This window comes from Nocardia pseudovaccinii NBRC 100343, from assembly GCF_001613225.1.
Lineage (GTDB): Bacteria > Actinomycetota > Actinomycetes > Mycobacteriales > Mycobacteriaceae > Nocardia > Nocardia pseudovaccinii.
On the sequence record NZ_BDBY01000181.1, the window covers coordinates 41,379 to 65,344 of the forward strand.

The following is a 23,966-nucleotide window of genomic DNA, read 5'->3' on the forward strand; positions in this document are numbered from 1 at the left end:
GATGAGATGAGTGTGCGATCAGGTGAGGCGTTCGACAGGGCGGCTAGAGTCTGTCGACCTCGACGAGCACGTGAACACGTGACCGAGAAGCGCAACGCCCCGCGCGGACATGATCGACAATGGGGTATGGCGACGGTGCTGCTGGGCGGCGACGTCATGGTGGGCCGCGGTGTGGATCAGATTCTCCCGCACCCCGGTGATCCGACGCTGCGCGAACGGTGCGTCGAGGATGCGCGGACGTATGCGGAACTGGCGGAGCAGACGAATGGTGAATTCGACCGTCCCGTGGATTTCGGCCACCCATGGGGCGACGTCCTGGCGATTCTTGCTCAGCTCGCCCCGCAGGTACGACTGATCAATCTGGAAACCTCGATTACGGCCGACGGCGCGTTCGCACCGCTCAAAGGCATCCACTACCGCATGAACCCGGACAATGTGCCGGTGTTGACCGCGATCGCGCCGGTCGTGTGCGCGCTGGCCAATAATCACATTCTCGATTTCGGTATTCGCGGGCTGGCCGACACGGTGGAAACACTCGATACCGCGGGCATCCGGCGCGCCGGGGCGGGCGCGGATCTCGACGATGCCCGGGCCCCGGCGATATCGGAACTCGATGACGGGCGACGAGTGGTAGTCGTCTCGGTCGGTGCGGGATCGAGCGGGGTTCCGCAACATTGGGCGGCTCGCCGTGATCGGCCGGGGCTGTGGTGGATCGGCGAAACACCGAATATTCGTGCCGCCGACGAGGTGGCGGCAGAAGTGCTGGCGCACAAGCGCGATGGCGATATCGCGATCGTCTCCGTGCATTGGGGGCCCAATTGGGGTTACAGGGTGCCGGTGAGTGAACGGCAGTTCGCGCATCGGTTGCTCGACGCCGGAATCGACCTTGTGCACGGGCATTCCGCGCACCATCCGCGGCCGATCGAGATCTACCGAGGCAAACCGATTCTGTACGGATGCGGTGATGTCATCGATGACTACGAGGGTATCCGCGGCTATGAGCGTTATCGCCCGGAGCTTCGCTTGCTATATCTGGTGTCCATCGATCCCGGCGTGCTGGAAACCCGAATGATTCCACTGCGGATCCGGCGCATGCGCCTGCAATCGGCCACGCGCAACGAATCTCGATGGCTGTGCGAGACGATCGAGCACATCAGTCGCGACTTCGGCACCCGGGTCGCACTGCGGCCCGACGACCTACCGGTGGTGTTCAAGACCGCACAACACTGAGGTGGCGGCGGAACCAGTCGCGGGCCAGGTCCGCCACCTGCTCGAGCGCACCTGGCTCCTCGAACAGGTGCGTCGCACCGGGGACGACGTCGATCTCGCTCGGACACGGCATCCGCAGTTGGGCCTCGCGATTGAGCATGAGCACCTGTCGGTCGTTGCCGCCGACGATCAGGAGCGTCGGCGCGCGGACGTGTGTCAGCCGCGGTCCGGCCAGGTCGGGGCGGCCGCCACGGGAGACGATGGCCGCGATTTCGGCGCCGGGTTCGGTGGCCGCCCACAATGCGGCACCGGCACCCGTGCTCGCCCCGAAATATCCGGTGGGAAGCCCGCCCAGAACCACCCGCGTCCGAAGTCCGCGAGTCACCGCGACGAGACGCTCGGCGAGCAACTCGATATCGAAGACCCGCGCACGGTCACCTTCCTCGGCCGCGGTCAGTAGATCGACGAGCATGGTCGCGAGTCCCGCCCGATTCAACACATCGGCGACCAGCCGATTTCGCGGACTGTGGCGACCGCTACCGCTGCCGTGCGCGAAGACGACCAGACCGGTGGAGTTCGGTGGGACGGTCAGTATCCCGGTCAGTCGGATGGACTCCGACGACATGATGACTTCTTCTGTCCGCGTCAGGGGATCGGATGCGGAGGGCGACATCGAACACCTCCTGGTATCCGGACTACCCGCCCGGCCGGTCATGCGCAAGCCGAGATGAGGCCGGGGCTCCGTTGAACGCGCGAGTCGACACACGCCAGTACGACGTCGTACGACTGCTGGTTGCGGGCCAATAGCTCACACCGATCCGGATCACGGCGGGGTGGTCGAGATTGCCGTCGATCCAGCTCCGGTCGCCTGCCATGAGTCTGACGAAGGCGGCCTTCGCCGTCTGCGGCGAAACGGCGCAACAGCAATTGCTGCAAGTATGCGCGCCGGTAAAATCCGGGTTCCATTCGGCCACGGTGGCGCGCACAATGGAAAACGCGATCAACACGCTCGGGAACGACGGGCTATCGGGGAATTTCGCCACAACACGCTTTTCCACACCAGCACCATCTCCCAAGGTGAAAGCGTTCAACTATGTCCATACCCGCGAATGTTCGAACGCCGACCGTGCTCATTCTGGGGGCCGGATTCGGCGGACTGGAATTGGCGGCTTGCCTGTCCGAGTCGCTGCCCGGCGAGGTTCGGGTAGTACTCGTCGACCGCAACGACGGGTTCACGTTCGGCTTCTCCAAGCTGGAGATCCTGTTCCGCGACCGGACCCCGGAATCCCTGCGCGTCAGCTACCGCGACCTGGCCCTTCCCGGAGTCGAGTTCCGGCAGGAGCAAGTCATTTCGATCGACCCGCAGACCCGCCGCGTCGACACCGACCGCACCAGTTACGACCCGGACTTTCTGGTTGTCGCTTTGGGCGCCGATTACGACCCGGCCGCTACCCCGGGTTTCGTCGCGGACGGTCACGAGTACTACTCGATCCGGGGTGCTTGCCGACTGCGCGATCGGCTGGCCCATTTCGACGGTGGCACTGTTCTCATCTCGGTGTTGAGCGTTCCGTTCAAGTGCCCGCCCGCACCCTATGAAGGCGCGATGCTGCTGCACGAACTGCTGACCCGTCGCGGCATCCGCGACCGCACCCGCATGCACGTGCTGACGCCGATGGACTCACCGATCCCGGTCTCCGCGGACACCTCCGCGGCGCTTGTCGACGCGCTCGCACAACGTGGCATCGACTACTCTCCGGGGCGGCGGGTCCACGCGCTCGACCCGGAGAACCATATCGCGGCCACCCGCACCGGTGACCTCGCCTACGACCTGTTCATCGGCATCCCGACCCATTGCGTCCCGCCCGTCGTCGAGGCATCCGGGCTGACCGTCGACGGCGCCGACGGTTGGATTCACGTCGACCCGCGCACCCTCGCCACCCCGTATCCGGGCGTCTACGCCATCGGTGACTGCGCGGACGCGCCGGTGCCGCGCGCAGGGGTGTTCGCAGAGAACGCCGCCCGCACGGTTGCCGCGCATATCGCCGCGCAATTACACGGAACACCCGCGCCCGGAAAGTATCTCGGCCAGGGCTCCTGTTACATCGAATTCGGCGACGGTCTCGTCGGCAAGGTCGACGCCGACTTCCTTTCCGGACCGAAGCCGGTCGCGCCGTTCGTCACACCCTCGACCGAGTTGGCCACCGAGAAGGCGGAATTCGCCGCCACGCGTATTCGGCGCTGGTTTTCCGATCAACGGACAGTTACCGAGAACTCCTGAATCAGGTTGTTTCCCATGCCCTGGCGGTTCCAGAATTGCTCGGCCGGTTGCACATTCCCGTCCGCATCGGTGGCGCGGCAGCTCAGTCGATACTCGCCCGGTCGCGCCTCCCAGGTGTAACTCCAACTGCGCCAGGCGAATTCGGCGGCACTGCTATCCAATTGGGCGTCCCGCCAGACACCGTCGACGCCGACTTCCACTCGTACCACGGGCGAGGTTCCGCACCACGCACGGCCGCGGAGGAGGACCGCACCGGCGTCGACCGTGCGTCGCCGACTCGGGAAATCGGGAAGGCCAGGCGGAATCATCAACGCACGCACCTTGATTCGCGACACCGGTACCCCCGGATCGTCGACATCGCGTTGGTAGTGATAGGCCACCGCCTGTTGGAGCCCGGTGAAGGGCCGGTCGACGACTTCGATATTCCGCAACCATTTGACGCTCGTCATCCCGTACCAGCCGGGCACGAGCAGTCGCAATGGAAAGCCGTGCTGCGGCGGGAGCGGTGCGCCGTTCATTTCGTAGGCGAGCAGGACCTCGGGTCTGCGGCATTCGCCGATACTCAGGGAGCGTTGATAATTGTGCTCCACATTGTCCTGGAATCCGCGATCGGCCCCGGTGAATACGACCTCGACCGCCTCGTCGCGCATACCGCAGTCGTCGAGAATCCCACCGAGTGCGGTGCCCGTCCATGCCGCCGTGCCGATCGCCTCGAGGCCCCACGGTGTGCTGACATTGCGCGGGTCCATCCCCGTGCGTCCGTTACCCGCGCATTCGAGGGTAACCGGAATCGTCGTCGCCGGTCGCGACCTGATGTCGTCCAGCGACAACTCCAGTTCGCGCTCGACATTCCCGGTAACCCGCAGTCGCCACGACGATGCGTCGATCTCGGGGATGTCGAAATGAATCAGCAGGTAGTGCATGCCGATGGGCGTAATGTCGTACCGCATGCCCTCGAGTTGCATGCCGTGGTTGCGCGTCGCCAGCGCGAGCTCGTCGAACCGGACGCCCTGCGCGCGCGAGACGAGTTCGGTCATCGGCTCGGGCTGATTCTCATCGAGATGGACAGGCTGCCGGGGTCAGTATAGGACTGCCCGGTCGGGTCCGACAGGAGCTACAAATGCGCTGCGCTGAATCCCACTGCGGCACCGACGAAATCACCGTAGCGGGCGTGCGCCGCGGGGTCGGCTCCTCCGCCACAGACCGGGTCACCGGCCGCGCAGAATTCGGCGGTGCGGTCGGCGTACCGGTCGGGAACGCTCCACCCGATCAAGCGCAGCGGGTCACCGAAGAGCAGAATGGCGGCCACGCGATCGACGAGATGGCCGGGCAGTCGCACCACCCCTGGCAGCCCGGCGACGATACCGGTGCCGAGCGCGCCATGCACCACGCCCGCCCCCAGCGAGTAGCCGGTGAGTATGAACTGTTGATCCGGGCAGACTGCGGCTTGATATGCGACATGTGCGACCAGATCGGCGCTACCCGCGCTCATATCCGTCAGATTCGCGGGGTAGTTCACCGAATACGCACGCACGCTCATCGGTAATGCCCGCCGCATCGCGTCGTACAGCGGATCACCGACGAAAGTTCCGAGGTACCCCGGTTCCTGGGTGCCCCTTGCCACCACCAGATCCACCGCGGCGCACGACTGTGCCGCGGCATGCGGACCGAGCACGGCACTCGCCGCGATCAGCAAGACCGCGAATGCCGATGCCATCGGCCACTTTTTGAACAGAACCACCTTTCGGTCGCCCATTTCCTCACCTCTCACGCCGTTGTGAGAAGTGCTTCCTCAGCCCTCACGTCATTGTGAGGCGTCGAGTGACACTTGTCAGAGACAAGTCTCAATGTACTCCGCTGTGCGGCACATGGACGACGACAGTCGGCCGGGCAGACCCGCCTCGATGGCTTCGATGATGCGGGGGCGCAGTTCGGCGGCACGGATGATGGCGTCGACCGAACCGACCTCGACGGCGCGCTGAATGTTGTGCACGCGGTCGAATTCCGACGCGACCTCGCCGAGTTTCTCCGTGCGAACCGACGACCTGACCTCGTCGCGTTCCGCCGTCAGAGCCGCACGGTCGGCGCCGAGCGCGTTCGCGGCACGTACCTCGAGATCGCGCACGCGCTGATCGGCTGCCGTACGGGCGTCGACCTCACCGGAGAACACCACCGCGGCCGCGGGAGCACCGCCGAGCACCGAGGCGAACGAGCCTTCCAGCGCGAGCACGGTCATGCTCGGGTTGAGCAGCTTCGAGAACACCACGAACGCGCCGCCGTGATAGCGCGAGATCACGCAGAACACGATGGGGCCCTGGAAGTTCACGATCGCACGGCCGATCTCGGCGCCGTACTCGAGCTGCAACTTCCGCATCGATTCCGGCGAGCCGTCGAAGCCCGACAGGTTCGCCAGCACCACCAGCGGCCGATTGCCGCTGGCCCCGTTGATCGCCCGCGCGGCCTTCTTCGAGGACTGCGGGAACAACGTGCCCGCCGTGTAGGTGTCCGGCCCGTCGGTGGACGGGTAGCCGCGGCGCTGCACTCCCCTGGACTCGATGCCGAGCAGGCACACCGGAATACCGCCGAGCCGCGCGTCCTGCACCACGGCCGTCTCGGCATCGGCCATCCCCGCCCAGCGTTCCAGCACCGGGTGGTCCTGATCGGCCACCGCCCGCATCACGGTCCGGATGTCGAACGGCTTCTTGCGGTCCGGGTTCGCGGTGGCGGAGAAGATCTCGCCGACCGTGGTGAAGTCGCTGCCCGCCACGACATGCGGGAAGTCGGAGACGTCGCGGTCGATGGGGTCGCTGGTCCGCGACCGCCGCGGCGACTGCTCGCCGGGCGCCACATACGTGTGGTCGTAGTGCGACATCAGCACGTCCCGTGCGGCGTGCAGGTTCGGCGCCCAGTACTGCGCCTGCCCGTTCGGACCCATCACCCGGTCGTAGCCGCCGATACCGAAGTTGTCCTCGGCCGACACACCACCGGAGAAGTCCAGCGCCTGCTTGCCGGTGAGCACCATCGCCGAGTCCGGCGTCATCACCAGGATGCCCTTGGTGTGCATGAGCATGGTGGCTTCGGCGTTCCAGTACGGCTGCGCGCCGACGTTGATGCCCGAGACCACGATGTTGATCTCGCCGCCGTCCTGGGTGAATTCGACGATCCGCTTGAGCGCCGCCGCCACCCAGTCCATGTTCTCGGTGCCGGACTGCATCGAGATCCGGGCGCCCGAGGACAGCGCGTACCACTCCAGCGGCACCTGCATCTGTTCGGCCAGGTCCATCGCGGCGATCACGCGACGGCACTCCGGTTCCGAGAGCGCGCCGAGCGATTTCGTCGGGTCACCGAGCAGCACCACCCTGGTGATGCCGTCCGGATACTGCTCGGTCGGCGTGGTGACCACACCCGCGACAATCGCGGCTTTATTGCGTCCCTTGGGCCGGTCGACCGGCACGAGCGTGTGATCGGCGTCGAGGTCGTACTCGGCGAACTCACCGAGCAGACCGGTCAGTTCGTACGGGTACACGGTGTTGCGGCTACTGGCCCGCAGCACCTTCTGCCGGTACTCGTCGATCGGCTCGACCACCTCGCCGGACCGCTCGCCGATGGTCACCTCGGTACCACCGGTGGTGTCGAAGGCGATGCGCACGGCGACCTTGATCAACTCACCGGACTTCCGGTCCTGGTGCCGTGCGATGAGCAGGATCTCCTCCAGCCCGGCACCCGCGGTCGTCGGCCGCACCCGGTCGATGATCGTCTCCAACTCGGCGCGGGTCATCTCGACCGGGGGCCAGATGTACATCACGATGCGGTTGGTGTGGAACCGTTTGGCCGACGGCCGCTGCGACTGCGCCCGGCGGATCGAGTCGAGGCAGGTGGCGATGGTGCTCTCGGCCGTCGGCAGCGCCAGCAACCGGCCGTCGTGCTCGCGCAGCGCGGTCAGGTCACGCACCTGTGCGAATGCCACGAGACGCTCGTCGGACGCGTTGTCCTTCGCGATGCACCGGAACAGGTAGATCTCCTCGTCCGAGGACGGGAGCCGGGTGAGGTCGAACTTGCGCAGCCGCTTCATCTGCATCCGCTCCGCGATGTACGGATGCAGGCCGCGGATCAACCGCTCCTCGGCCATGCCGGTGGCGGACGGGCGGAAGGTGAAGTGATGGTGCATCACCGCACCGCCGCTGCCCGCGACGGTCGCGGTGATCCGGTGGATCTGGTTCGGCAACGGCCGAGTACCGAGCACTTCCTGCAGTGCTGCCGCCATCGCGTCGAAGTCCTCGGGCTGCTTTTCCCAGCTCAGGTAGATATCGACCTCGATGGACGCGGCCACGGTCGCCAGCTCGGTGAGACCGCGCAGCACGGTGTCGAGCGCGTCGAAACTCACCGCCGCCGATACCAGGCTCAGGCCGCGGCGCTCGGCGATCACGAAGGTGCACCCGCCTGCCTCGCGGGTGTGCACCCCGGCCAGGCCTTTGTTGCCGTAGTACCGACGGGTCAGCACCTCGAGCATGGCGGTGTTGTCGGCACTGCCGCGCACCAACCGCTGACCGAGCAGCCGCACCAGCGGCTCGGTGCTGCGCACCATCTCGGAAATGCGCTCGGCGCGATCGGGCGTTTCCGGGTACGCGTCGAGATGGCTCAGCTGTTTACGAACATTGGTGTAGACGCGGGCGCGGTTGCGCCGCAACAGCGGCTGGCCGAACCAGGAGTACACCAGACCGCGGGTGAGGTCGGCGATCACGGGGAAGCGCACCTGCGTCGCGGCCACCAGTCGTTCCAGCGCCAGACCGACCGGCTCGCGCAGCGCCCGGTCCGGCACCGGCTCACCCAGCCACTCGCGCAGCAAGGTGGTGATGACCGTGACGGTGTCGGACGGCCGTTGCTGGGCGAGGAAGATCCGGAAGACAGCGGCTTCCAGCTCCGGGGAACGATCCAGTTCGGCGACGCCGTATTGCCCGAGCGCCTTGGCCAGCTTGGCCTGGTACGACTCCGGCAGCCCGGCCCGCTCGACATCGAGGCTCTGCAGGTAGGTGTGGAAGTACTCGCGGGCGCTGTGCACGTGGCCCTGGACGCCGTCCTCGTCCCACGACCGGTTGTGGCTCAGTTCGGACAGGTCCGAGAACACCTGCACGAGTTCGATCTCATCGGCGAGAGGCCTGCGGTTGTCCGCGATGGCCGCCCGGCGCACGGCGAGGTAGTGGTCCAGCACGCGGCGCTCGTTGTGCGGGTCGACGTCGAAGCCGAGCAGCAAGCTGCGCAGGTCCTGCAGGCTGCGGGCGATGCCCTCGTGCGGCCGGTCCGGTGCGGGCTCGTCCGGCAGGTCCAGTTCGACCGACGCGACTTCTTCGGCGTCCGCGGCCTCGTCGTCCTCGACGAGCGGCTCCAGCCGCAGCAGCGGCGCGCCGGTCTCGACCTGGGTGCCGACGGTAACAGCGCATTCCTTCAACCGAGCCCGGAACGGCGCGCGCAGTACCGTTTCCATCTTCATGCTCTCGAGTACCAGCACCGGTGCACCCGCCTCGACCTCGGCACCGACCTCCAGCGGCGTGGCAACGACCAGCGCGGGGGCGGGCGAGCGGACGACGCCACCCTCGTCACGGCTGATCCGATGCGTCACACCGTCGACATCGACCAGATGGATCGGCCCATGCGTGCCGGTGATCACGCGGTGCCGGGTGCCGTTGACCACGATCTGCCCGGTGTGGCGGTCGAAACGTTCGAGATCGACGTCGGCGGCACGCATTTCGCCGCCCGCCTCGATGCCGATGCGGAACCGGTGCGCACCGATCCGTGCCACGCGCACCCGGTAGCCGACGCCGCGCAACTTGAGGTCGTGCGGCCGACCGCTCTCGTGCTGCACCTGGGGACGGCCGCCGGCCGCCGTGGAGAGCAGCCGGTGCCGCTCGACGCGCTCGTCCTCTTCATAGGCATCGATAGCGGCGACGGCCACCGCGACCGCCGAGTGGCGATGCGATACCAGGCGCCCCTCGGCGCGAACACGGTCGATCCAGCCGGTGTCGGCGCTCGCGTCGATCACCTCGGGCTGGTTCAGCAGGTCGAGCACGAAGCTCTTGTTCGTCGCGCCGCCCTCGATGACGACCCGGGTCTGCGCCACTGCCCGGCGCAAGCGGCCCAGCGCTTCGTCGCGGTTTCGACCGTAGGCGATGATCTTGGCGATCATCGAGTCGAAATCGGCGGGAATCGTGTCGCCCTCGCTGACACCGGTGTCGACTCGAATGCCCGGCCCGGCGGGCAGATCCAGCCGGGCGATGCGGCCCGGAGCGGGCGCGAAGTCGCGGTCCGGATCCTCCGCGTTGAGCCGGGCCTCGATCGCGTGCCCGCGCTCGGCCGGTGGTTCGCCCTCGAGCTTGCCGCCCGATGCCACCAGCAGCTGGGCCCGAACCAGGTCGAAACCGGTGGTGTACTCGGTGATCGGGTGTTCGACCTGCAGTCGGGTATTGACCTCGAGGAATGCGAACAGCTCGTCACCGGGGTGGTACAGGAACTCGACGGTCGCGGCGCCGCGATACTCGACCGCGATCGCCAACCGCTCGGCCGACGCCTTGAGCTCGGCCGCCTGCTCGGGGCGCAGCACCGGCGACGCCGACTCCTCGATGACCTTCTGATTGCGCCGCTGCACCGAGCAGTCGCGGACGCCGAGCGCCCACGCGGCGCCTCGGCCGTCGGCGATCACCTGGACCTCGACGTGCCGGGCGCCGGTCACCAGCCGTTCCAGGAAGACCACGCCGCTGCCGAACGCACGCGCGGCTTCCTGACGGGTGCGCTCGTAGGCATCGACGAGCTCGGCGTCGTTCGTGATGACCCGGATACCCCGGCCGCCACCACCGGCGGTCGCCTTCAACATCAGCGGGTAGCCGATCTCGGCGGCGGCCGCGAGGGCGGCGTCCACGGTCTCGACAGCACCGCGGCTCCACGGCGCGACCGGCACGCCGACTTCCTCCGCGATCAGCTTCGCACCGATCTTGTCACCGAGCTTGCGCATGGCCTCCGGACTGGGGCCGATGAAGGTGACGCCGATCTGCTCGCACAGCTCGGCGAATGCCGGATCCTCGGCGACGAAACCCCAACCGACCCACGCGGCATCGGCCTTGGTCGTCAGCAGAGCGAGCTCGAGCGCCTTCAGATCCAGATACGGGCGCGCGGACGCCGGGCCGAGGTCATAGGCGATGTCGGCCTCGCGCACGAATGTCGCGTTCCGGTCGACATCGGTGTGCAAAGCGACGGTTTCTATCGGTCGCCCGGTCTCCGCGGCCAGATCTCGGACGGCATGGATGAGGCGCATAGCGGCCTCTCCCCGGTTCACGATGGCGATGCGGCTGAACACGCGCCAACTCCTTCCACTCCACAGCACTGGCCCGGTCGGGCGACGGTTTGCGACTGCCGGTCCGGCGTAGTTTGCACTCCTACTGCGCCCAAGTACACAGCGTCAGCTGGTTACCCGCGCGTATCGTGCGAAATTCCTCATTTATGTCTACGACACTAGTGGCGGAATTCCTCGGTCGGCAGGATTCCAGTACCGTACCCGTGATCGAGTCGTAGCCCAGTCGCGTATCGATCAAAGCAATCAATCGAGAGGCAGCGTCGATTCGCGCCCGACCATCGTCAGATGCGTTGACCTGCAATCATTCTCTCGGATTCGAGCGCAGTGTGGGAGGTGATCTGTGTGGGCGACATTCTCGATGTACTGCACGCGCGCTGCGCCGAGGTCGCGGGCGAGGCGATCCTCTCCGGCGAGGAGCACCCGACCCTCACCCTGACCACGCGTGAGGTGGCCGACCTGCTCAACCATATGGCCGACCTGCGCCGCCGCTACCACGACATCGACCTCGCCTACCGCGAACTCGACCAGCGCTACTCCGTGCTCCGCCGAGCGACCGGCGATGCCACGGCGTCATTGGATCGGATCCGTGCCACGCTGGCGCAGCGAACTGCGCACCCGGAAGCGCTGACGCGCCAGGCCTGCACGATCGCCCGTTTCGCTGCCGAGAACCTCGAGGCCGCGAGCATGGACCCCGAGACGATGTCGGGCCCGTGATGCGGTTAGAGAGCGCGCAGTGGTACCAAGCCGCGTCCTGCGACGGTGAACGACTGCGCGGACAGTGCGATGTCGGCGTGCGATAGTACTTTCAACTGCTCGCCTCCCTCTCAGGAGTTCCCACCGTGCCGCGCCAGGTATATGGCATGTGTTCGGCAGCCACGGAATACGTGGTCAGCATGGCGAATACGAGCCTGAGCGTGGTGGTCGCGAAATGAGCGAGCGTTTCACAACCATCCCAACGAGCTGAAACCAGTGAGAGCCACCGCGTCGAATCCGAGAATCGCGCCGACGACTACCGCCTCAGTGCGCACTGGACGGCAGATCGTGCGCCCGGAAACAGGCCGCAACCTGGATCACGTACCACGTCGACTTCTCGGCCTTGAAGGGCCGAGCTTGCAGCTCTTACCCGCACCTGGCTGGCGTGGGCTCGGTCGCGTCGTCGGCAGCGTGACTCACTGCCCAGCCCGCAACAGCGCGTGCGGCGATGTTGCGGGCTGCGTTCACGTCGGCGTGTTCAGCGAAACCGCATGACGTGCAAACAAAGGTGGCCTGGTCGGGCCGGTTCTTCCGCGAGGTGTGCCCGCACCCCGAGCATTGCTGGGACGTATACCCGGGATCGACATAGGTGACGGGGATCCCGGCGCGTTTCGCCTTGTAAGCGATATAGGTGCCCAGTTGCGCGAAACTCCAGGAGTGCAGCGTGACCCGCTGGGGCTTGCGTAGCCGTACCCTCTCGCGGATACCGCCCAGATCTTCGAGGGCGATACCGCGTGAGGTGCGTTGAGCCTCGGTCACGATCGTCTTGGAAACACGGTGGTTGGTGTCGGCGGCGAACCGCTTCTCGCGGCCGGAGACCTTACGCAACAGCCGCTTCGCTGATTTTGTTCCTTTTTGTTGGAGGCGTTTGCGTAGCCGCCGGTTTCTATGCCGGACCTGGTTGAGGTGTTTTCCAGCGTGGACAGCACCGTCGCTGGTGGTGGCGATGTTGGCGATGCCGAGATCCACTCCGAAGAACCCGCCGGTCGGGTGGGTGGGCTCCGGTTCGGGCACGTCGCGGGTCGCGTACAGGTACCAGTTCCCGCCCCGGTACACGAGGTCGGATTCACCTCGTCGGTGATCGGTGAGCATCTTCGCCTGTTGCGGGGAGCAGGCGAACGGAATGTTCCTGACGCGGCCGTTGACGGTCCAGATGGATACGGTGCTGGCGTCGAGCTGCCAGGACAGGCAGCGGGTGGCGACCTCCTTCGCGGTATGGATGACATCGCGCTGGACCAGCAGAGTCACCCCGGTACCGAGGATCAAGCGTTCGGTGACCGCAGCGATGGCGCCGAGGGTGGCGAACGGATCCAGCGCGCGGTAATACTCCCGAGGCAATTCGCCGCCCCCGGGGCCGGGGACTTCCGGCTCGCGGGGATATGCGAATGTTCGGGCAGGAACAACGATTCGAATCCCCGCTCCTCCAGTGCCACAGCGAGTTTCGGACCGCTGATGCCCTCGTCGGTAACGAAGGTGGTGATGCCTATCTGCATGACCCGAATACTCGAACCTTCACATATGTGTGAAGGTCAAGCCGAGGACATTGTGAGGTGCAATACCTGCGCGTGCGGGACCGGCGGCACGGACTTTGGATCGCCGAACCCCGGGGCGGGCAACTCCGATACCTTCAGTCGATGGTGCATCCCGTCACGGGTATTCCGTTCAACCGGTCGACGAGGTAGCCGATCGCGTTATTGGTTCCATAGCCATCGATCAGCTCCGGACCGAAGTGGTTCGGGATGGTGGCCCCGGGGAGGATGGGCGGCAGCTCGTTGGTGCGGAAGGTGACGGTCGCGCCGTGACCGCACCAGTCGGTCGCCAGCTGCCTGGCCTGGCCGTAGGGGACGGTGTCGTCATTGCGGCCGCTGGTGATGAACACCGGACTGGTCGGCTTCAGTGAGCCGATACGCAGCCGGTCCAGAATGCCGACGAGCTCCGGGATCTCGCGCAAATGATCCGACATCGTGCGGTGGTCGACGGTCAAGTCGGCGGATCGCATGAACGGGTGCAGGAAGATGACATCGGCGATGCACTCGTCGGCCAGCTCACGCAGCAGTGCCTTGCCCTCGGGCGCGGTGCGCGCGTCGAGTTGCGGCTGCAGTTCCGGATGGCGGGCGAGGATCCCGTTGACGGCGAATCCGGTCACGCCGCTGATGAGCACTCCGTCGACCTGCCGCAGTATCTCCGAGAGATCCGCGGTGGGCGCGCCGGCCCAGGTGCCCTTCAGATTCAATTCGGGAGCGTAGCCGGACTGCATCTCGGCGGCCGCGGCAGTCGCCCCACCGCCCTGCGAATAGCCCCAGAACGCGAGCGGGGTGTCGGTTCCGCTGCCCGACAGCGCATTCGCCGCGCGGGCCCCGTCGAGGACGGCGTGCGCCTCCTCGATGCGGTTGACGTAGGTATGGATGCCGGGTGTGCCCATGCCGATGTAGTCGGTGACGAAAACGCGCGCGCCCAAGGAATTCCACGCCAGTGCCGCGAGCGCCTCCTGATTGACCGACAGCGCAGGTGGCGTGACGCGGGCGTAGACCCCCGTGGCGAAGGCCAGCGACATCGCGCACTGATCGCCTTGCCCCGTGGTGCCGGGGGCGATGATGACGGTAGGCCGCGGACCGGATCCGCGCCAGGGCTGGTCGGAGTCGATGAAGATGCCGGTGGCCGCGACCGGGGCGTCGTCCTCGGTCCGTGTTGTGTACATGACCTGTTTCGCCGGTATCGGCCACTTGCCGTTGTCCGTCGGCTGCGCCAGGTACACCGAGGTATCGACCGTCTTGACAACGGCTCCGCGCGTCGCGTCGAATTGTGCAGGGGGAAGGTAGAAATCGTTCGTCGGTTCGGCCGAGGCTTGCCCCGGCCCGGCGCAGGCGACCACAGCGGCCAGGCTCAGCGTGCTCACGACGGCCACCACATGCCCAAACCTGTTCGGCCGCCGCCGATTCGCTGCGGACTTGTGCCGTTGTCCTGACATCATTCTTCCTTCTCTGCGGAGCTCTTACGCGCATGAACCACGCGTGCATATGTGGTGAAAGGAGTTGTGCCCCACACGAAACGGACGCGGCAGGTCGCGTCGATGATGTCGACGCCTCGACCTGAAATCGCGGTCCGGGCGAGCGCCGCACGAGTTGCGTGCGTCGTCGGATCTTTCGAGTAACCCGGTTATTGGCGGTAACCAAGTTATCACAGCTTCGTCATCGAATCCTCCGGCGCTCGGTCCTGGTCTTTCCACTCAGCGGAAGTCGGTCAGGGATGGGCCGTCCGTCCGTTGGTATGAAGGTTGCGGGCCAGCCGGTCTATGCAGCTTTCGCCCGGAGGGGCGCACAGCAGCGCCACCTACTGATCACAGGCGATCGAAGGGATGAACTGATGCCGAAGGGATACGTGATCCTGACCGAAGCAATTCGGGATCCGGCGGGTTTGGCCGCCTACGAGCGCGCCGCCGCACCATCGATGATGGAGAGCGGCGCGGTGCCGCTGGTCGTCGATGGCAATCCGCAAGTCCTCGAAGGTTCCTGGCACGGTGATCGAACCATCGTGATGGAGTTCGCATCGGTGGAGGCGGCACGCGCCTGGTACGAGTCGGAAGGCTACGGGCGGGCCAAGCCGCTGCGCCAGGCCGCCGCCGACAGCAACGCGGTCATAGTCGCAGGTTTCGAAATGCCGCCGCATGAGTGAGATCGAACTGTCCTGCGCGTTGCCGCCGGGTCCGGAATTCGCCAATCTGGCGGCACTGGCGGAATCCCTCGGCTATGCCCGGGTATGGATCTACGGTTCCGCGCCGCTGTGGGAGGACCCGTTCGTGCATCTGGCGCTGGCGGCGCAGCGGACCAGCCGGATCGGTCTCGGCACCGCCGTGCTGATTCCGACCGAGCGTTCGGAAATGGCGATGGCGAGTGCGATCGCGACCATCACACGCCTGTCCAGCGGCCGGTTCCGCGCGTGTTTCGGTACCGGATTCACCGCCAGATTGGCGATGGGCCAGCGCCCGATGACCTTGCGCGCCCTAGCGGAATACGTCACGGTCGTACGCACCCTGCTCGCGGGCGAGACCGCTGTCATCGACGGTCAACCGGCCCGGATGCTGCATACCACCGGACTGGCCGCGCCGCGCCCGATCGATACGCCGTTGTGGCTGAGCGCCTTCGGCCCGCGCGGCGCCGAGTTGGCGACCTCGGCGGCCGACGGTGTCATCGGACCGGTCCATCCCATCCTGCCCACCGCCATCACCGTCTCCGGCACGGTGCTAGAGACCGGCGAAGACCACGGATCGAGCCGAGTGCGCGAGGCGATCGGGCCGTGCCGGGTCGTCGACTGGCACGTCGCCTATGCCGCCGGTGGTGCGAATGCCGTCGACGCGATGCCCGGCGGTAGCGCGTGGCGCGAGGTACTGGAATCCGGGACACCCGAAGACGAGCGGCGTCCGCGGGCATTCGAGGGTCACTTCACCCACCTTTCCGACCGCGATCGCCTGTTGCTCGAGCACATCGATGTCGCCACGATGGTAGGCGAGCGCTCGGAAATCGCCGCGGCAGTGGCGAACCTGGACGCGGCGGGATACCGCGAGGTCGTGTACATGCCGACCGGTCCCGATGTCGTCCGCGAACTGCGGGCCTTCGCATCGGTCGAGCACTGAGGAAACGGAGCAACTTTCGTGCCAGTCCAGCGCCTGAACCACGCCGTCCTGTTCGTCTCCGATGTGGAGCGCTCGGCCACGTTCTACCGCGAGGTTCTCGGCTTCCGACAGATCGGCGTAATTCCGGGTGGGGTCTTCCTACAGGCGGCCGGTTCGGCCAACGACCACGACCTGGGTCTGTTCCGATCCACCGAACCGGCCGCGACGCACCGCACCGGACGAGTCGGGCTGTACCACCTGGCCTGGGAGGTGGACACGCTGCGCGAGTTGGGGCGGGTCAAGGATGCACTGCGGGCGGCGGACGCCCTGACCGGAGCGTCGAACCATGCGGTCACCAAGTCGCTGTACGGAGCCGACCCCGACGGCATCGAATTCGAAGTGTGCTGGTTGGTGCCGGATGCCGCGATCGAGCAGGAATTGCGAGGTATGACCGCACCGACCATGCCGCTCGACCTCGCGTCGGAGATCACCCGATACGGTGCGGATACGCCCGGCGGCCAGCGTACGGATCACGCGGTCTGGCAGCGCTTCCTCGCGGGTGATACTGCCGACTAGCCAGCGCTTCGAACGGGGAATCGCATGCAGCGCGCATCGGCATAGAACATCTCAGCGTCTTCGGCCTGCCACGGATCGAATTCGTCGACCTGGCAGCGGATCTGGGCGTCCAGAACATATCGACGTCACTGCAGAGCACGAGTAACAGCCCGCTCGGCTATCCGCACTTTTCACTCTCGACCGACACGAAGCTGCGCCGTGAGATGGGCGCCGCCCTGCGGAACCGCGGTGTCACGATTTCACTGGGCGAGAGTTTCATCGTCCGGCCGGAAGTAGAGGCACGCGACCGCGCACCGGAGATCGAGGCGCTGCACGAGCTGGGCGGGCGGCGGATAAATCGTGGTCGGTCTTGAGATTCCGCAACTGACCGAGGCGCGCAGCGGCGTCGGTCATGCCGACCGGATCCGGCCTGCCATCGAAGCAACTCGCGCACTGCTGGATCAGCTGGGGTAAGCGATCCGCCACAGCACAGGTCTTGACTCCGGATAGCCCCTCGCGCACACTACCGAGTAGTAACCGGACAGCACAGTCCGGATTGTGAGATCGCACAGCCGCCACCATGGCAGTCACATCTCAATGGATTTCCGCAGCCGCCGATCGAAGGACCACCAGCCCCGCGGCCGACCGGAACGACCGACACGAAAGGCAACCCTCGTCCCCGAGGGCCACCATGACATCATCGTTGCTCCCCCTGGCTCGGCGTTCCCTGGTGACGGTCGCGGCCACGGCACTGCTGCTGCCGACCGGAACCCTTGCCGCCCAACCGCAGTCGGACATAACTGGCAGTGTTCGAGAAATCTCCGGGCTCACCGATATCGCCGTCGCCCGCGCCGAGTGCGGCCCCGGCTCCGACCCGGAATCCGGACACCAGGGCGACGTACCCGCCGCCGACCGGAACAACGGTCGCAGCACCCTCGGCTACCGGTGCAATATGTCGCAGGTCGGCAATTACGCTGGGCGCGGCGGCGGCATCTCCTCGGTCAGCTTCGACCACTGCGTCTACGTCGGCACCTTCTTCCCGGGCAACCTGCTGGGGGCCGAACAAGGTGTGCAGGTGCTCGACGTCTCCGATCCCACCGCGCCGGTGCTGACCGAAACGTTGAACGAACCGGCGATGCTGGCGGGAACCTGGGAAAGCTTGAAGGTCAACGAGACTCGCAAACTGCTCGTCGGTGCGGGCGCGCCGTTCCTGACCGGCGCGGGCCTGCTTTCGGTCTACGACATCTCCGATTGCGCGCACCCACGGCTGCTGAACCCGGGCACCGGGACCAGCTTGAACATGCCACTGCCGATCACCGCACACGAGGGCGGCTTCTCCCCCGACGGCAACACTTACTGGAGTTCGGGCGTCGCCCCGGGCCTCGTCAGCGCGGTCGATCTCACCGATCCGGCCAATCCGCGTGTCATCTGGCAGAACCTGCCCGGACTGTCCATGCACGGCTTCGGCTTCGGTCCCGACGGCAACACCATGTATCTCGCCAATAACTTCGGCGGACTCATGGTCCTCGATATCAGCGCTGTCCAGCGCCGCGATCCGAATCCGCAAGTGCGCCAACTGGCCAACATCGCCTGGACCGACGGTTGGGCCACCCAGCACAATATCCCGGTCACATATCGAGGCACGCCCTATGTCTTCGCCACCAATGAGGCCGGGTCCGGCGGCGTAAAGCTGTTCGACGTCTCCGACGCGACGAATCCACGCCTGCGCAACACCATCAAACTCGAGATCGATCTGCCCCAGAACGAGGACATCGCAATGGCTTCCGCCGCGGGCGGCTCACTGTTCGCCTACGACGCGCACTACTGCGCCGCGGATCGGCCTGCCGATCCCACCGCACTGGCCTGCAGTTGGACCTCTTCCGGCATCCGCGTATTCGATGTCCGCGACCCGCTCGACATCCGCGAGATCGCCTACTACAACCCGCCCGCGCACACCGGACACAACACCGAGCTGACGAACTCGCCGCACGCACTCGCCTCGATCATCGGTCCACCGCTGCTCGCGTCACCGACGGTGGTCCAGACCATATTGCAGGGCCAGTTCGATCTATCCGAGGCCACCGGTCCGCGCACCGGCATGCTCGCCTTCGGCGATCTCTCCTCGGACTGGTGCTTCTCCGCGCCCGAATGGCGCGGCAACCAATTGTGGACGACCTGTGCCGATAACGGATTCCTTGCGCTGCAACTGGATTCGAGCGTCTACACCCCGCCTGCCGACCAGCATTCGACCATGGGCTCATGACCCGGCGGACCTGGATCAGGAGTGCCGCGCTGGTCAGCCTGGCCGTGCTGCTGCTGGCGGTCGGCGCGGCCATCCGACCGCTGCTGATAGCCGATGACAAGCCCGCACCGCCCGTCCTCAGCAGTACCGAGATCGGCTTCGCACAGGATATGGTCACGCATCACAGCCAGGCACTGGTCATGACACAGCGACTCGACACCGGAGTCGATCCGACGGTACGGGCGCTGGCACAACAGATTTCGGACGCCCAGCGCACCGAGATCGGAATGTTGCTGGGCTGGCTGCGGCTGGCCCGCGTGGTCACGATCAATCCGCACCCGATGGCCTGGATGCACACCGACCGAACGAACCTCACCCAGCATCAGCACGCGACCGGCACTGCCGCCGCGACCGGCGACCTCATGCCCGGCATGGCGACCCAGGCCGAACTCGACGCGCTGGCGGCGGCGCGCGGTGCCGACGCGGGAGCGCTGTTCCTGCAACTCATGCAGCGCCACCATGCCGGTGGCATCCAGATGGCCCAGGCAGCCGATCGCCAATTGTCCAGCGGCATCGTCAAACAGGCGGCACGCGACATGATCGACACCCAGAGCAGAGAGATCGGCCTGATGATGCTGTTGACGCAGCGCAGCACCCCGAGCTGACCGACCATAGTCAGCGCAAATCGAATTACCGAATTTGGAGAATTAAGTTATCCGATCGGCTAGCCTCAGGCACGATCGGCCGGGAGATCCGGGCCGGACCGCCGCGTCGCTCGGATCGACCAGGTTGCAAGACATTTCGAATCAAGGGCGTTATGCAGACCATCGCTGAACCGGAACGAACCCCCGCCGCCACCACAGTGACAGCACAGCGGATCGGTCTATGGCTGCTGCCGGGTTTCGGGGCCGTGCTGCTGATCGCGTTCTTGGCATTTCCCGGGTTCTTCCCGCCCATGTCACCGGAGCTGACCGCCGACCAGGTGGCCGATTTCTACCGGCAGCACACCGCGATGATCCGGTTCAGCATGATCACTTACAACCTCTGCGGGATCATGCTGATCCCGTTCTTCACGGTGATCGTCGTCCAGATGAAGCGCATGGCAACGCCGAGTCAGGTACTCGCCTACAGCTACCTGGCCGCGGTGGTCACCGGCGCGACACTGTTCGCGATCGCCGATATCTTCTGGCTCGTCGCGGCGTTCCGCGCCGAACGCGACCCGCAGCTCGTCCAACTGTTGAACGACCTGGCCTGGCTGACATTCACCGCACCGGTCGGCATGCTCGTCGCCGAGGGAGTCTGTCTGGCGCTGGCCATCTACCTCGACCGCCAGCCGCGGCCGATCTTCCCGCGCTGGGTGGCACATTTCAGCCTGGTCGTCGCCCTCGCGATGACGCCGTCGGCCTGCTCGGTCATCTTCCGCAGCGGCCCGCTGGCCTGGAACGGTGTGGTGTCGTTCTGGCTGCGGATCGTCGCCTTCGGCCTCTACCTCGCCGTGATGTTCGTCGTCGTCCGCGCTGCCGTCGCGCGCCAAGCCGACGAACAAGGGGCCGCGCGATGACCACCGCAGGTACGGCACCGGCCGCCATCGCCCCGAGCAGTACCCGAAACCGCAAGACCGACCTGTGGATCTGCTGGTGGTCGATACCGATCTTCTACAACGTATTCGGGCTGATCTTCGTCGCGCTCACCCGGGTGATGCCACCACCGCGACCCGATATCACCACAGCGCAGATCGTCGAATTCTTCCAGGACCACTCGCTGACCATACGGATCGGTTTCGCGCTGCTGATGGCGGTGATCGGGTTCACCGGACTGGCCAACGGCTTGATCGCCTACCAGATGAAGCGGATGTCGGTCAGCCCGGTATTCGCCTACGCCTATATCGCCGCGCTGGCCGTCGGTGCGATCCCGGGGTGCTTATTCGCCGCATTCGCCTTCCTAGCGGCCACCTTCCGGCCCGACCGCGACCCGCAGCTCGTCGCCATGCTGTACGACCTCGGCCTGCTGTCGTTCGTCGGCTCATTGGGCTGCTTCGCCACCCAATGCATGGTGCTGGCCCTGGCGATCTTCCTCGACCACAACGGCATTTTCCCCAAATGGCTTGCCTACATATCGATTTGGATGATCGTCACCGAAATCCTCGCCGCCCCGGTATGGGTTTTCCAATCGGGCACCCTGGCGTGGAACGGCGCCATCAGTTTCTGGCTGGGCACTGCGATATTCGTCGGGTGGGAGATATCCATGATCACCCTCCTCTACCGGGCGATCAAGAATCAGGCTGCCGATGAACAGGTGCAGGACTGACCCGGCGCGATATCGAACAGGACCACACGCCATGACGGATACCGACCGAACCACCGATGACGGGTCCGCCGTCGCCGACCTCGACCGACCGCCCGGCACACACCTGCCCGGCGACATCGACATGTGGATCTTCGTGCTCGGCGACCTGATCATCTTCGGGATCTATTTCCTGATCTTCCTGGTCGACCGCGACCGGCACCGCGACATCTTCCTGGAATCCCAGCAGCACCTCAGCCTCAACATCGGATTCGTGAACACGCTGGTGCTGATCACCAGCTCCTGGCTCGTCGCACGAGCCGTAATCGCCGCGCGCGCAGGTGATCTCGACCGGTCACGGCAGCTGGTCATCTCCGGCGGCGCCTGCGGGGTGCTGTTCATCCTGATCAAAGCATACGAATGGACCGTGGAAGTCGGACGGGGAATGACGTTCCCGCACAACGACTTTTTCATGTACTACTACATGCTCACCGGCATCCACGTATTCCACGTCGGGCTCGGACTCGTTTTCCTGGCCGTCGTCTACGCCCAGCTCCGCAACCCACAGCGCCGGATATCGCTGGTCGAGGCCGGAGCCGTTTATTGGCACATGGTGGACCTGCTCTGGCTCATCATCTTCGCTCTCGTTTACGTGATGAGGTGACGCGATGAATCCGACAGCCGCCGCACGGATCACCTGCGTCTGGGCGACCCTGTGCGTGATCACCCTGCTCTCATGGTTGCTGGGCCACACCGACCACACCGCCCGGCCCACCGCCGACACAACGATCACAGTCGCCGTGTTGACCATGGCAGTCATCAAGGGCCGACTCGTCATCCAGTACTTCATGGAAGTACGCACCGGGCCGCGGTGGCTGCGCCTTTTCATCGATATCTGGCTGCTCACCTTGTGGGCTGCGGCGCTGGCCATATACCTCTACTGACCGAGACATCGGCGCCGCGAGCGCACCGAAGCGGTCATTTGGTTACACGACAGCAATGCCGCTTCCGCCTGTCGGCGCGACCGAGGAATCGAGCAGTCGAGGGTGAGCGACCAAACGGGATACCGATGACCTCGGCGAACCCCTGACCCGAGACAACGCCTCTGCGAGGCGCAGGAAAACCCAACATGCCGAACACGCGAGCTTGCTACCATTTAGCAATCATCGCGTAGCGCGCGCCCTGCGACTTGGAGAGGCGTAATGCAATGATTCCCAAATGGTGTCGATGGGCCGGGGCGGTGGCCATACTGGCCGCGGCGACCACGGCATGTTCATCGGATAAAGACAGCAAGTCGGCGTCGCAGGCGACGACGAGCGCCGCAACTACGAGCAAAGTCGCGGACACCGGAAAGTTCGTGCCCAAGTACGAGCGTGCGATGGCTTCGGATCTTGCCAAAGAAGGCAAGCAGGCCATTCAAGACAACAAGGTCCTCGAAGAACTTACCGATGCCCTCGGAGCGATGTACAAGCTACCCAAGGACATTCCCGTCATCGCCAAGGAATGTGGCGAGTTCAACGCGTACTGGGATCCGAAGAACCAGTCGTTGACCCTGTGTTACGAGATGTTCGCGGTCGCCGAGCGATATGCGAAGCTGCAGGCTGCGGAACCTGCGAATACAAATGTTATGGGAACTACTGACATTTTCAACCTTTACTTCGACGGCGTAACTCGCATGATCACCTTCCATGAGTCCGCACACATGGCGATCAACCTGTATTCACTGCCCGCGACAGGACGCGAAGAGGACTCCGCGGACCAGCTCGGCGCCCTGGTCCTATTGACCATCCCCGGTCGCCTCGGTGCCGGTAGCGTAGCCGCAGCGTCCGACTTCTGGATGGATATCTCCGACGATCCCGCAAGTCTCGATGCGCGCTCCTTCGCCGACGAGCACTCGCTCAACCAGGTACGCGCCTACAACCTCGTGTGTTGGTCCTACGGTTCCCAACCCAACGTGCTCGACATACTCGTGAACAAACCGGGTGAGCCAGAGAAGAGGGGCTTCCTGCCGTATCAGCGCGCCGCCGCGTGTCCCGACGAATACAACAGAATGAAGGCCGCGTGGCAGACCCTGCTGAATCCCTATATCAAGACCGGCCTCGGTGCCCCAGCCGCAGCCAGCGGTACCCCGAATGCGACTCCTTCTTCCACGACCCAAACGCAATCAGCCACCCCTACGCGCTAGGCGAGTCGTCTTCCCGCGCTGTCTACGAGAATGGACGCGGTTGACGTCGCAGGCGGCCACAGCGTTCACCTTCGGGGCGAATGCCCGCCTCCAAGGGTGTGGGTTTGCTCCCCCTCAGGTGTCTATTTCCTGCCGTCGTATGTCCGGACCATAGATCACGAGCCATTGGTACCGGGAAGTCCAGACGTGGATTGGCCCCATCCACAATCCGACGACAGAGACCCATGGAGGGCGAAAATTGTCACAGGAAAACCCATTCGAAGACATCATGAACCAGCTCGGCGGAGCCGCGGGTTGCGGTGGCGCCACGACAGATCCGCAGGATACGACGACACAGCTCAGCCAGGGATTCGACGACATCATGAATCAGCTGGGCGGGATTCCCGGTCTTGAACAGCAACCGGGGCCGATCGAAATTCCCGGCCTCGAGCTGCCGGTTGACCAGCAACCGGTGGATCAACAGCAACCACCCGCGGACCAGCAACAGCCTGTTGATCAGCAGGCACCTGT

The 23,966-nt window shown here is 65.4% G+C and carries 20 protein-coding genes and 2 pseudogenes; 14 read left to right on the top strand and 8 right to left on the bottom strand.

Annotated elements, in window-relative coordinates; genetic code table 11:
* Window positions 1-126 precede the first annotated feature (126 nt).
* Window positions 127-1,230: a CapA family protein gene (locus NP3_RS22400; RefSeq protein WP_063043580.1), complete on the top strand. Its 1,104-nt coding sequence runs from the start codon at window positions 127-129 to the stop codon at window positions 1,228-1,230.
* Here the strand turns inward: NP3_RS22400 and NP3_RS22405 are convergent.
* Window positions 1,211-1,864: pseudogene (locus tag NP3_RS22405) on the bottom strand (dienelactone hydrolase family protein); the annotation flags it as partial. The gene NP3_RS22400 and the pseudogene NP3_RS22405 sit on opposite strands and share 20 nt — an antisense overlap.
* A 40-nt stretch (window positions 1,865-1,904) precedes the next feature.
* Window positions 1,905-2,300 (bottom strand): hypothetical protein, encoded by a 396-nt coding sequence (locus NP3_RS22410; RefSeq protein ID WP_063043558.1) that lies wholly within the window; start codon window positions 2,298-2,300, stop codon window positions 1,905-1,907.
* 2 nt (window positions 2,301-2,302) lie between these two features.
* Between NP3_RS22410 and NP3_RS22415 the strand changes: the two genes are divergently transcribed.
* The gene (locus NP3_RS22415; RefSeq protein ID WP_063043559.1) at window positions 2,303-3,487 is read left to right on the top strand and encodes an NAD(P)/FAD-dependent oxidoreductase; all 1,185 of its coding nucleotides are present in this window, start codon (window positions 2,303-2,305) and stop codon (window positions 3,485-3,487) included.
* Here NP3_RS22415 and NP3_RS22420 read toward each other — a convergent pair.
* From NP3_RS22420 to NP3_RS22430, 3 genes are all read right to left on the bottom strand, one after another.
* Window positions 3,460-4,524, bottom strand: a complete 1,065-nt coding sequence (locus tag NP3_RS22420; protein ID WP_063043560.1) for a sulfite oxidase — start codon at window positions 4,522-4,524, stop codon at window positions 3,460-3,462. The genes NP3_RS22415 and NP3_RS22420 overlap by 28 nt on opposite strands.
* A 77-nt stretch (window positions 4,525-4,601) precedes the next feature.
* Window positions 4,602-5,243: a cutinase family protein gene (locus tag NP3_RS22425; RefSeq protein WP_084508790.1), complete on the bottom strand. Its 642-nt coding sequence runs from the start codon at window positions 5,241-5,243 to the stop codon at window positions 4,602-4,604.
* A gap of 75 nt (window positions 5,244-5,318) precedes the next feature.
* Window positions 5,319-10,832, bottom strand: coding sequence for an ATP-binding protein (locus NP3_RS22430; protein ID WP_063043561.1), 5,514 nt, complete (start codon window positions 10,830-10,832; stop codon window positions 5,319-5,321).
* Between the two features lie 339 nt (window positions 10,833-11,171).
* On the opposite strand from NP3_RS22430, the gene NP3_RS22435 reads away from it, so the two are divergent.
* Window positions 11,172-11,543, top strand: a complete 372-nt coding sequence (locus tag NP3_RS22435) for a hypothetical protein (RefSeq protein WP_157124463.1) — start codon at window positions 11,172-11,174, stop codon at window positions 11,541-11,543.
* A gap of 405 nt (window positions 11,544-11,948) precedes the next feature.
* On the opposite strand, the gene NP3_RS22440 is transcribed toward NP3_RS22435, so the two are convergent.
* The 3 genes and pseudogenes from NP3_RS22440 to NP3_RS22445 all read right to left on the bottom strand — a co-directional run bounded on the left by NP3_RS22440 (window position 11,949) and on the right by NP3_RS22445 (window position 14,550).
* A complete protein-coding gene (locus tag NP3_RS22440; protein ID WP_218024914.1) occupies window positions 11,949-12,674 on the bottom strand; it encodes an RNA-guided endonuclease InsQ/TnpB family protein in 726 nt (241 codons plus the stop codon).
* A gap of 102 nt (window positions 12,675-12,776) precedes the next feature.
* Window positions 12,777-13,075 (bottom strand): annotated as a pseudogene (locus tag NP3_RS48130) (LLM class flavin-dependent oxidoreductase); the annotation flags it as partial.
* A gap of 134 nt (window positions 13,076-13,209) precedes the next feature.
* The gene (locus tag NP3_RS22445) at window positions 13,210-14,550 is read right to left on the bottom strand and encodes a lipase family protein (RefSeq protein WP_063043583.1); all 1,341 of its coding nucleotides are present in this window, start codon (window positions 14,548-14,550) and stop codon (window positions 13,210-13,212) included.
* 395 nt (window positions 14,551-14,945) lie between these two features.
* Between NP3_RS22445 and NP3_RS22450 the strand changes: the two genes are divergently transcribed.
* From NP3_RS22450 to NP3_RS49895, 11 genes are all read left to right on the top strand, one after another.
* Complete coding sequence (locus tag NP3_RS22450) at window positions 14,946-15,254, top strand: DUF1330 domain-containing protein (RefSeq protein ID WP_063043584.1); 309 nt, start codon at window positions 14,946-14,948, stop codon at window positions 15,252-15,254.
* A complete protein-coding gene (locus NP3_RS22455) occupies window positions 15,247-16,212 on the top strand; it encodes an LLM class flavin-dependent oxidoreductase (RefSeq protein ID WP_063043563.1) in 966 nt (321 codons plus the stop codon). Before NP3_RS22450 ends, NP3_RS22455 begins: the two co-directional genes overlap by 8 nt.
* A gap of 18 nt (window positions 16,213-16,230) precedes the next feature.
* Window positions 16,231-16,767 (top strand): VOC family protein, encoded by a 537-nt coding sequence (locus NP3_RS22460; protein WP_063043564.1) that lies wholly within the window; start codon window positions 16,231-16,233, stop codon window positions 16,765-16,767.
* A gap of 670 nt (window positions 16,768-17,437) precedes the next feature.
* Entirely contained in the window at window positions 17,438-19,009 is a 1,572-nt protein-coding gene (locus NP3_RS22465) for an LVIVD repeat-containing protein (protein WP_063043565.1), read from the top strand.
* On the top strand, window positions 19,006-19,653 hold the full coding sequence (locus NP3_RS22470; protein WP_063043566.1) for a DUF305 domain-containing protein: 648 nt from the start codon (window positions 19,006-19,008) through the stop codon (window positions 19,651-19,653). Before NP3_RS22465 ends, NP3_RS22470 begins: the two co-directional genes overlap by 4 nt.
* A gap of 152 nt (window positions 19,654-19,805) precedes the next feature.
* A complete protein-coding gene (locus tag NP3_RS22475; protein WP_063043567.1) occupies window positions 19,806-20,549 on the top strand; it encodes a hypothetical protein in 744 nt (247 codons plus the stop codon).
* On the top strand, window positions 20,546-21,295 hold the full coding sequence (locus NP3_RS22480; RefSeq protein ID WP_063043568.1) for a hypothetical protein: 750 nt from the start codon (window positions 20,546-20,548) through the stop codon (window positions 21,293-21,295). The genes NP3_RS22475 and NP3_RS22480 overlap by 4 nt, the downstream gene beginning before the upstream one ends.
* 31 nt (window positions 21,296-21,326) lie before the next feature.
* Window positions 21,327-21,935 carry a cytochrome c oxidase subunit 3 gene (locus NP3_RS22485; RefSeq protein ID WP_063043569.1) on the top strand — a complete coding sequence of 203 codons (609 nt, stop codon included), beginning with the start codon at window positions 21,327-21,329 and terminating at the stop codon, window positions 21,933-21,935.
* A 4-nt stretch (window positions 21,936-21,939) separates the two neighbouring features.
* Window positions 21,940-22,215 carry a cytochrome C oxidase subunit IV family protein gene (locus NP3_RS22490; protein ID WP_063043570.1) on the top strand — a complete coding sequence of 92 codons (276 nt, stop codon included), beginning with the start codon at window positions 21,940-21,942 and terminating at the stop codon, window positions 22,213-22,215.
* A 263-nt stretch (window positions 22,216-22,478) separates the two neighbouring features.
* Complete coding sequence (locus NP3_RS22495) at window positions 22,479-23,456, top strand: DUF4344 domain-containing metallopeptidase (RefSeq protein WP_084508792.1); 978 nt, start codon at window positions 22,479-22,481, stop codon at window positions 23,454-23,456.
* Window positions 23,457-23,694: 238 nt separating this feature from the next.
* The coding region (locus tag NP3_RS49895) for a hypothetical protein (RefSeq protein WP_218024913.1) at window positions 23,695-23,966 on the top strand (272 nt) is incomplete at its 3' end.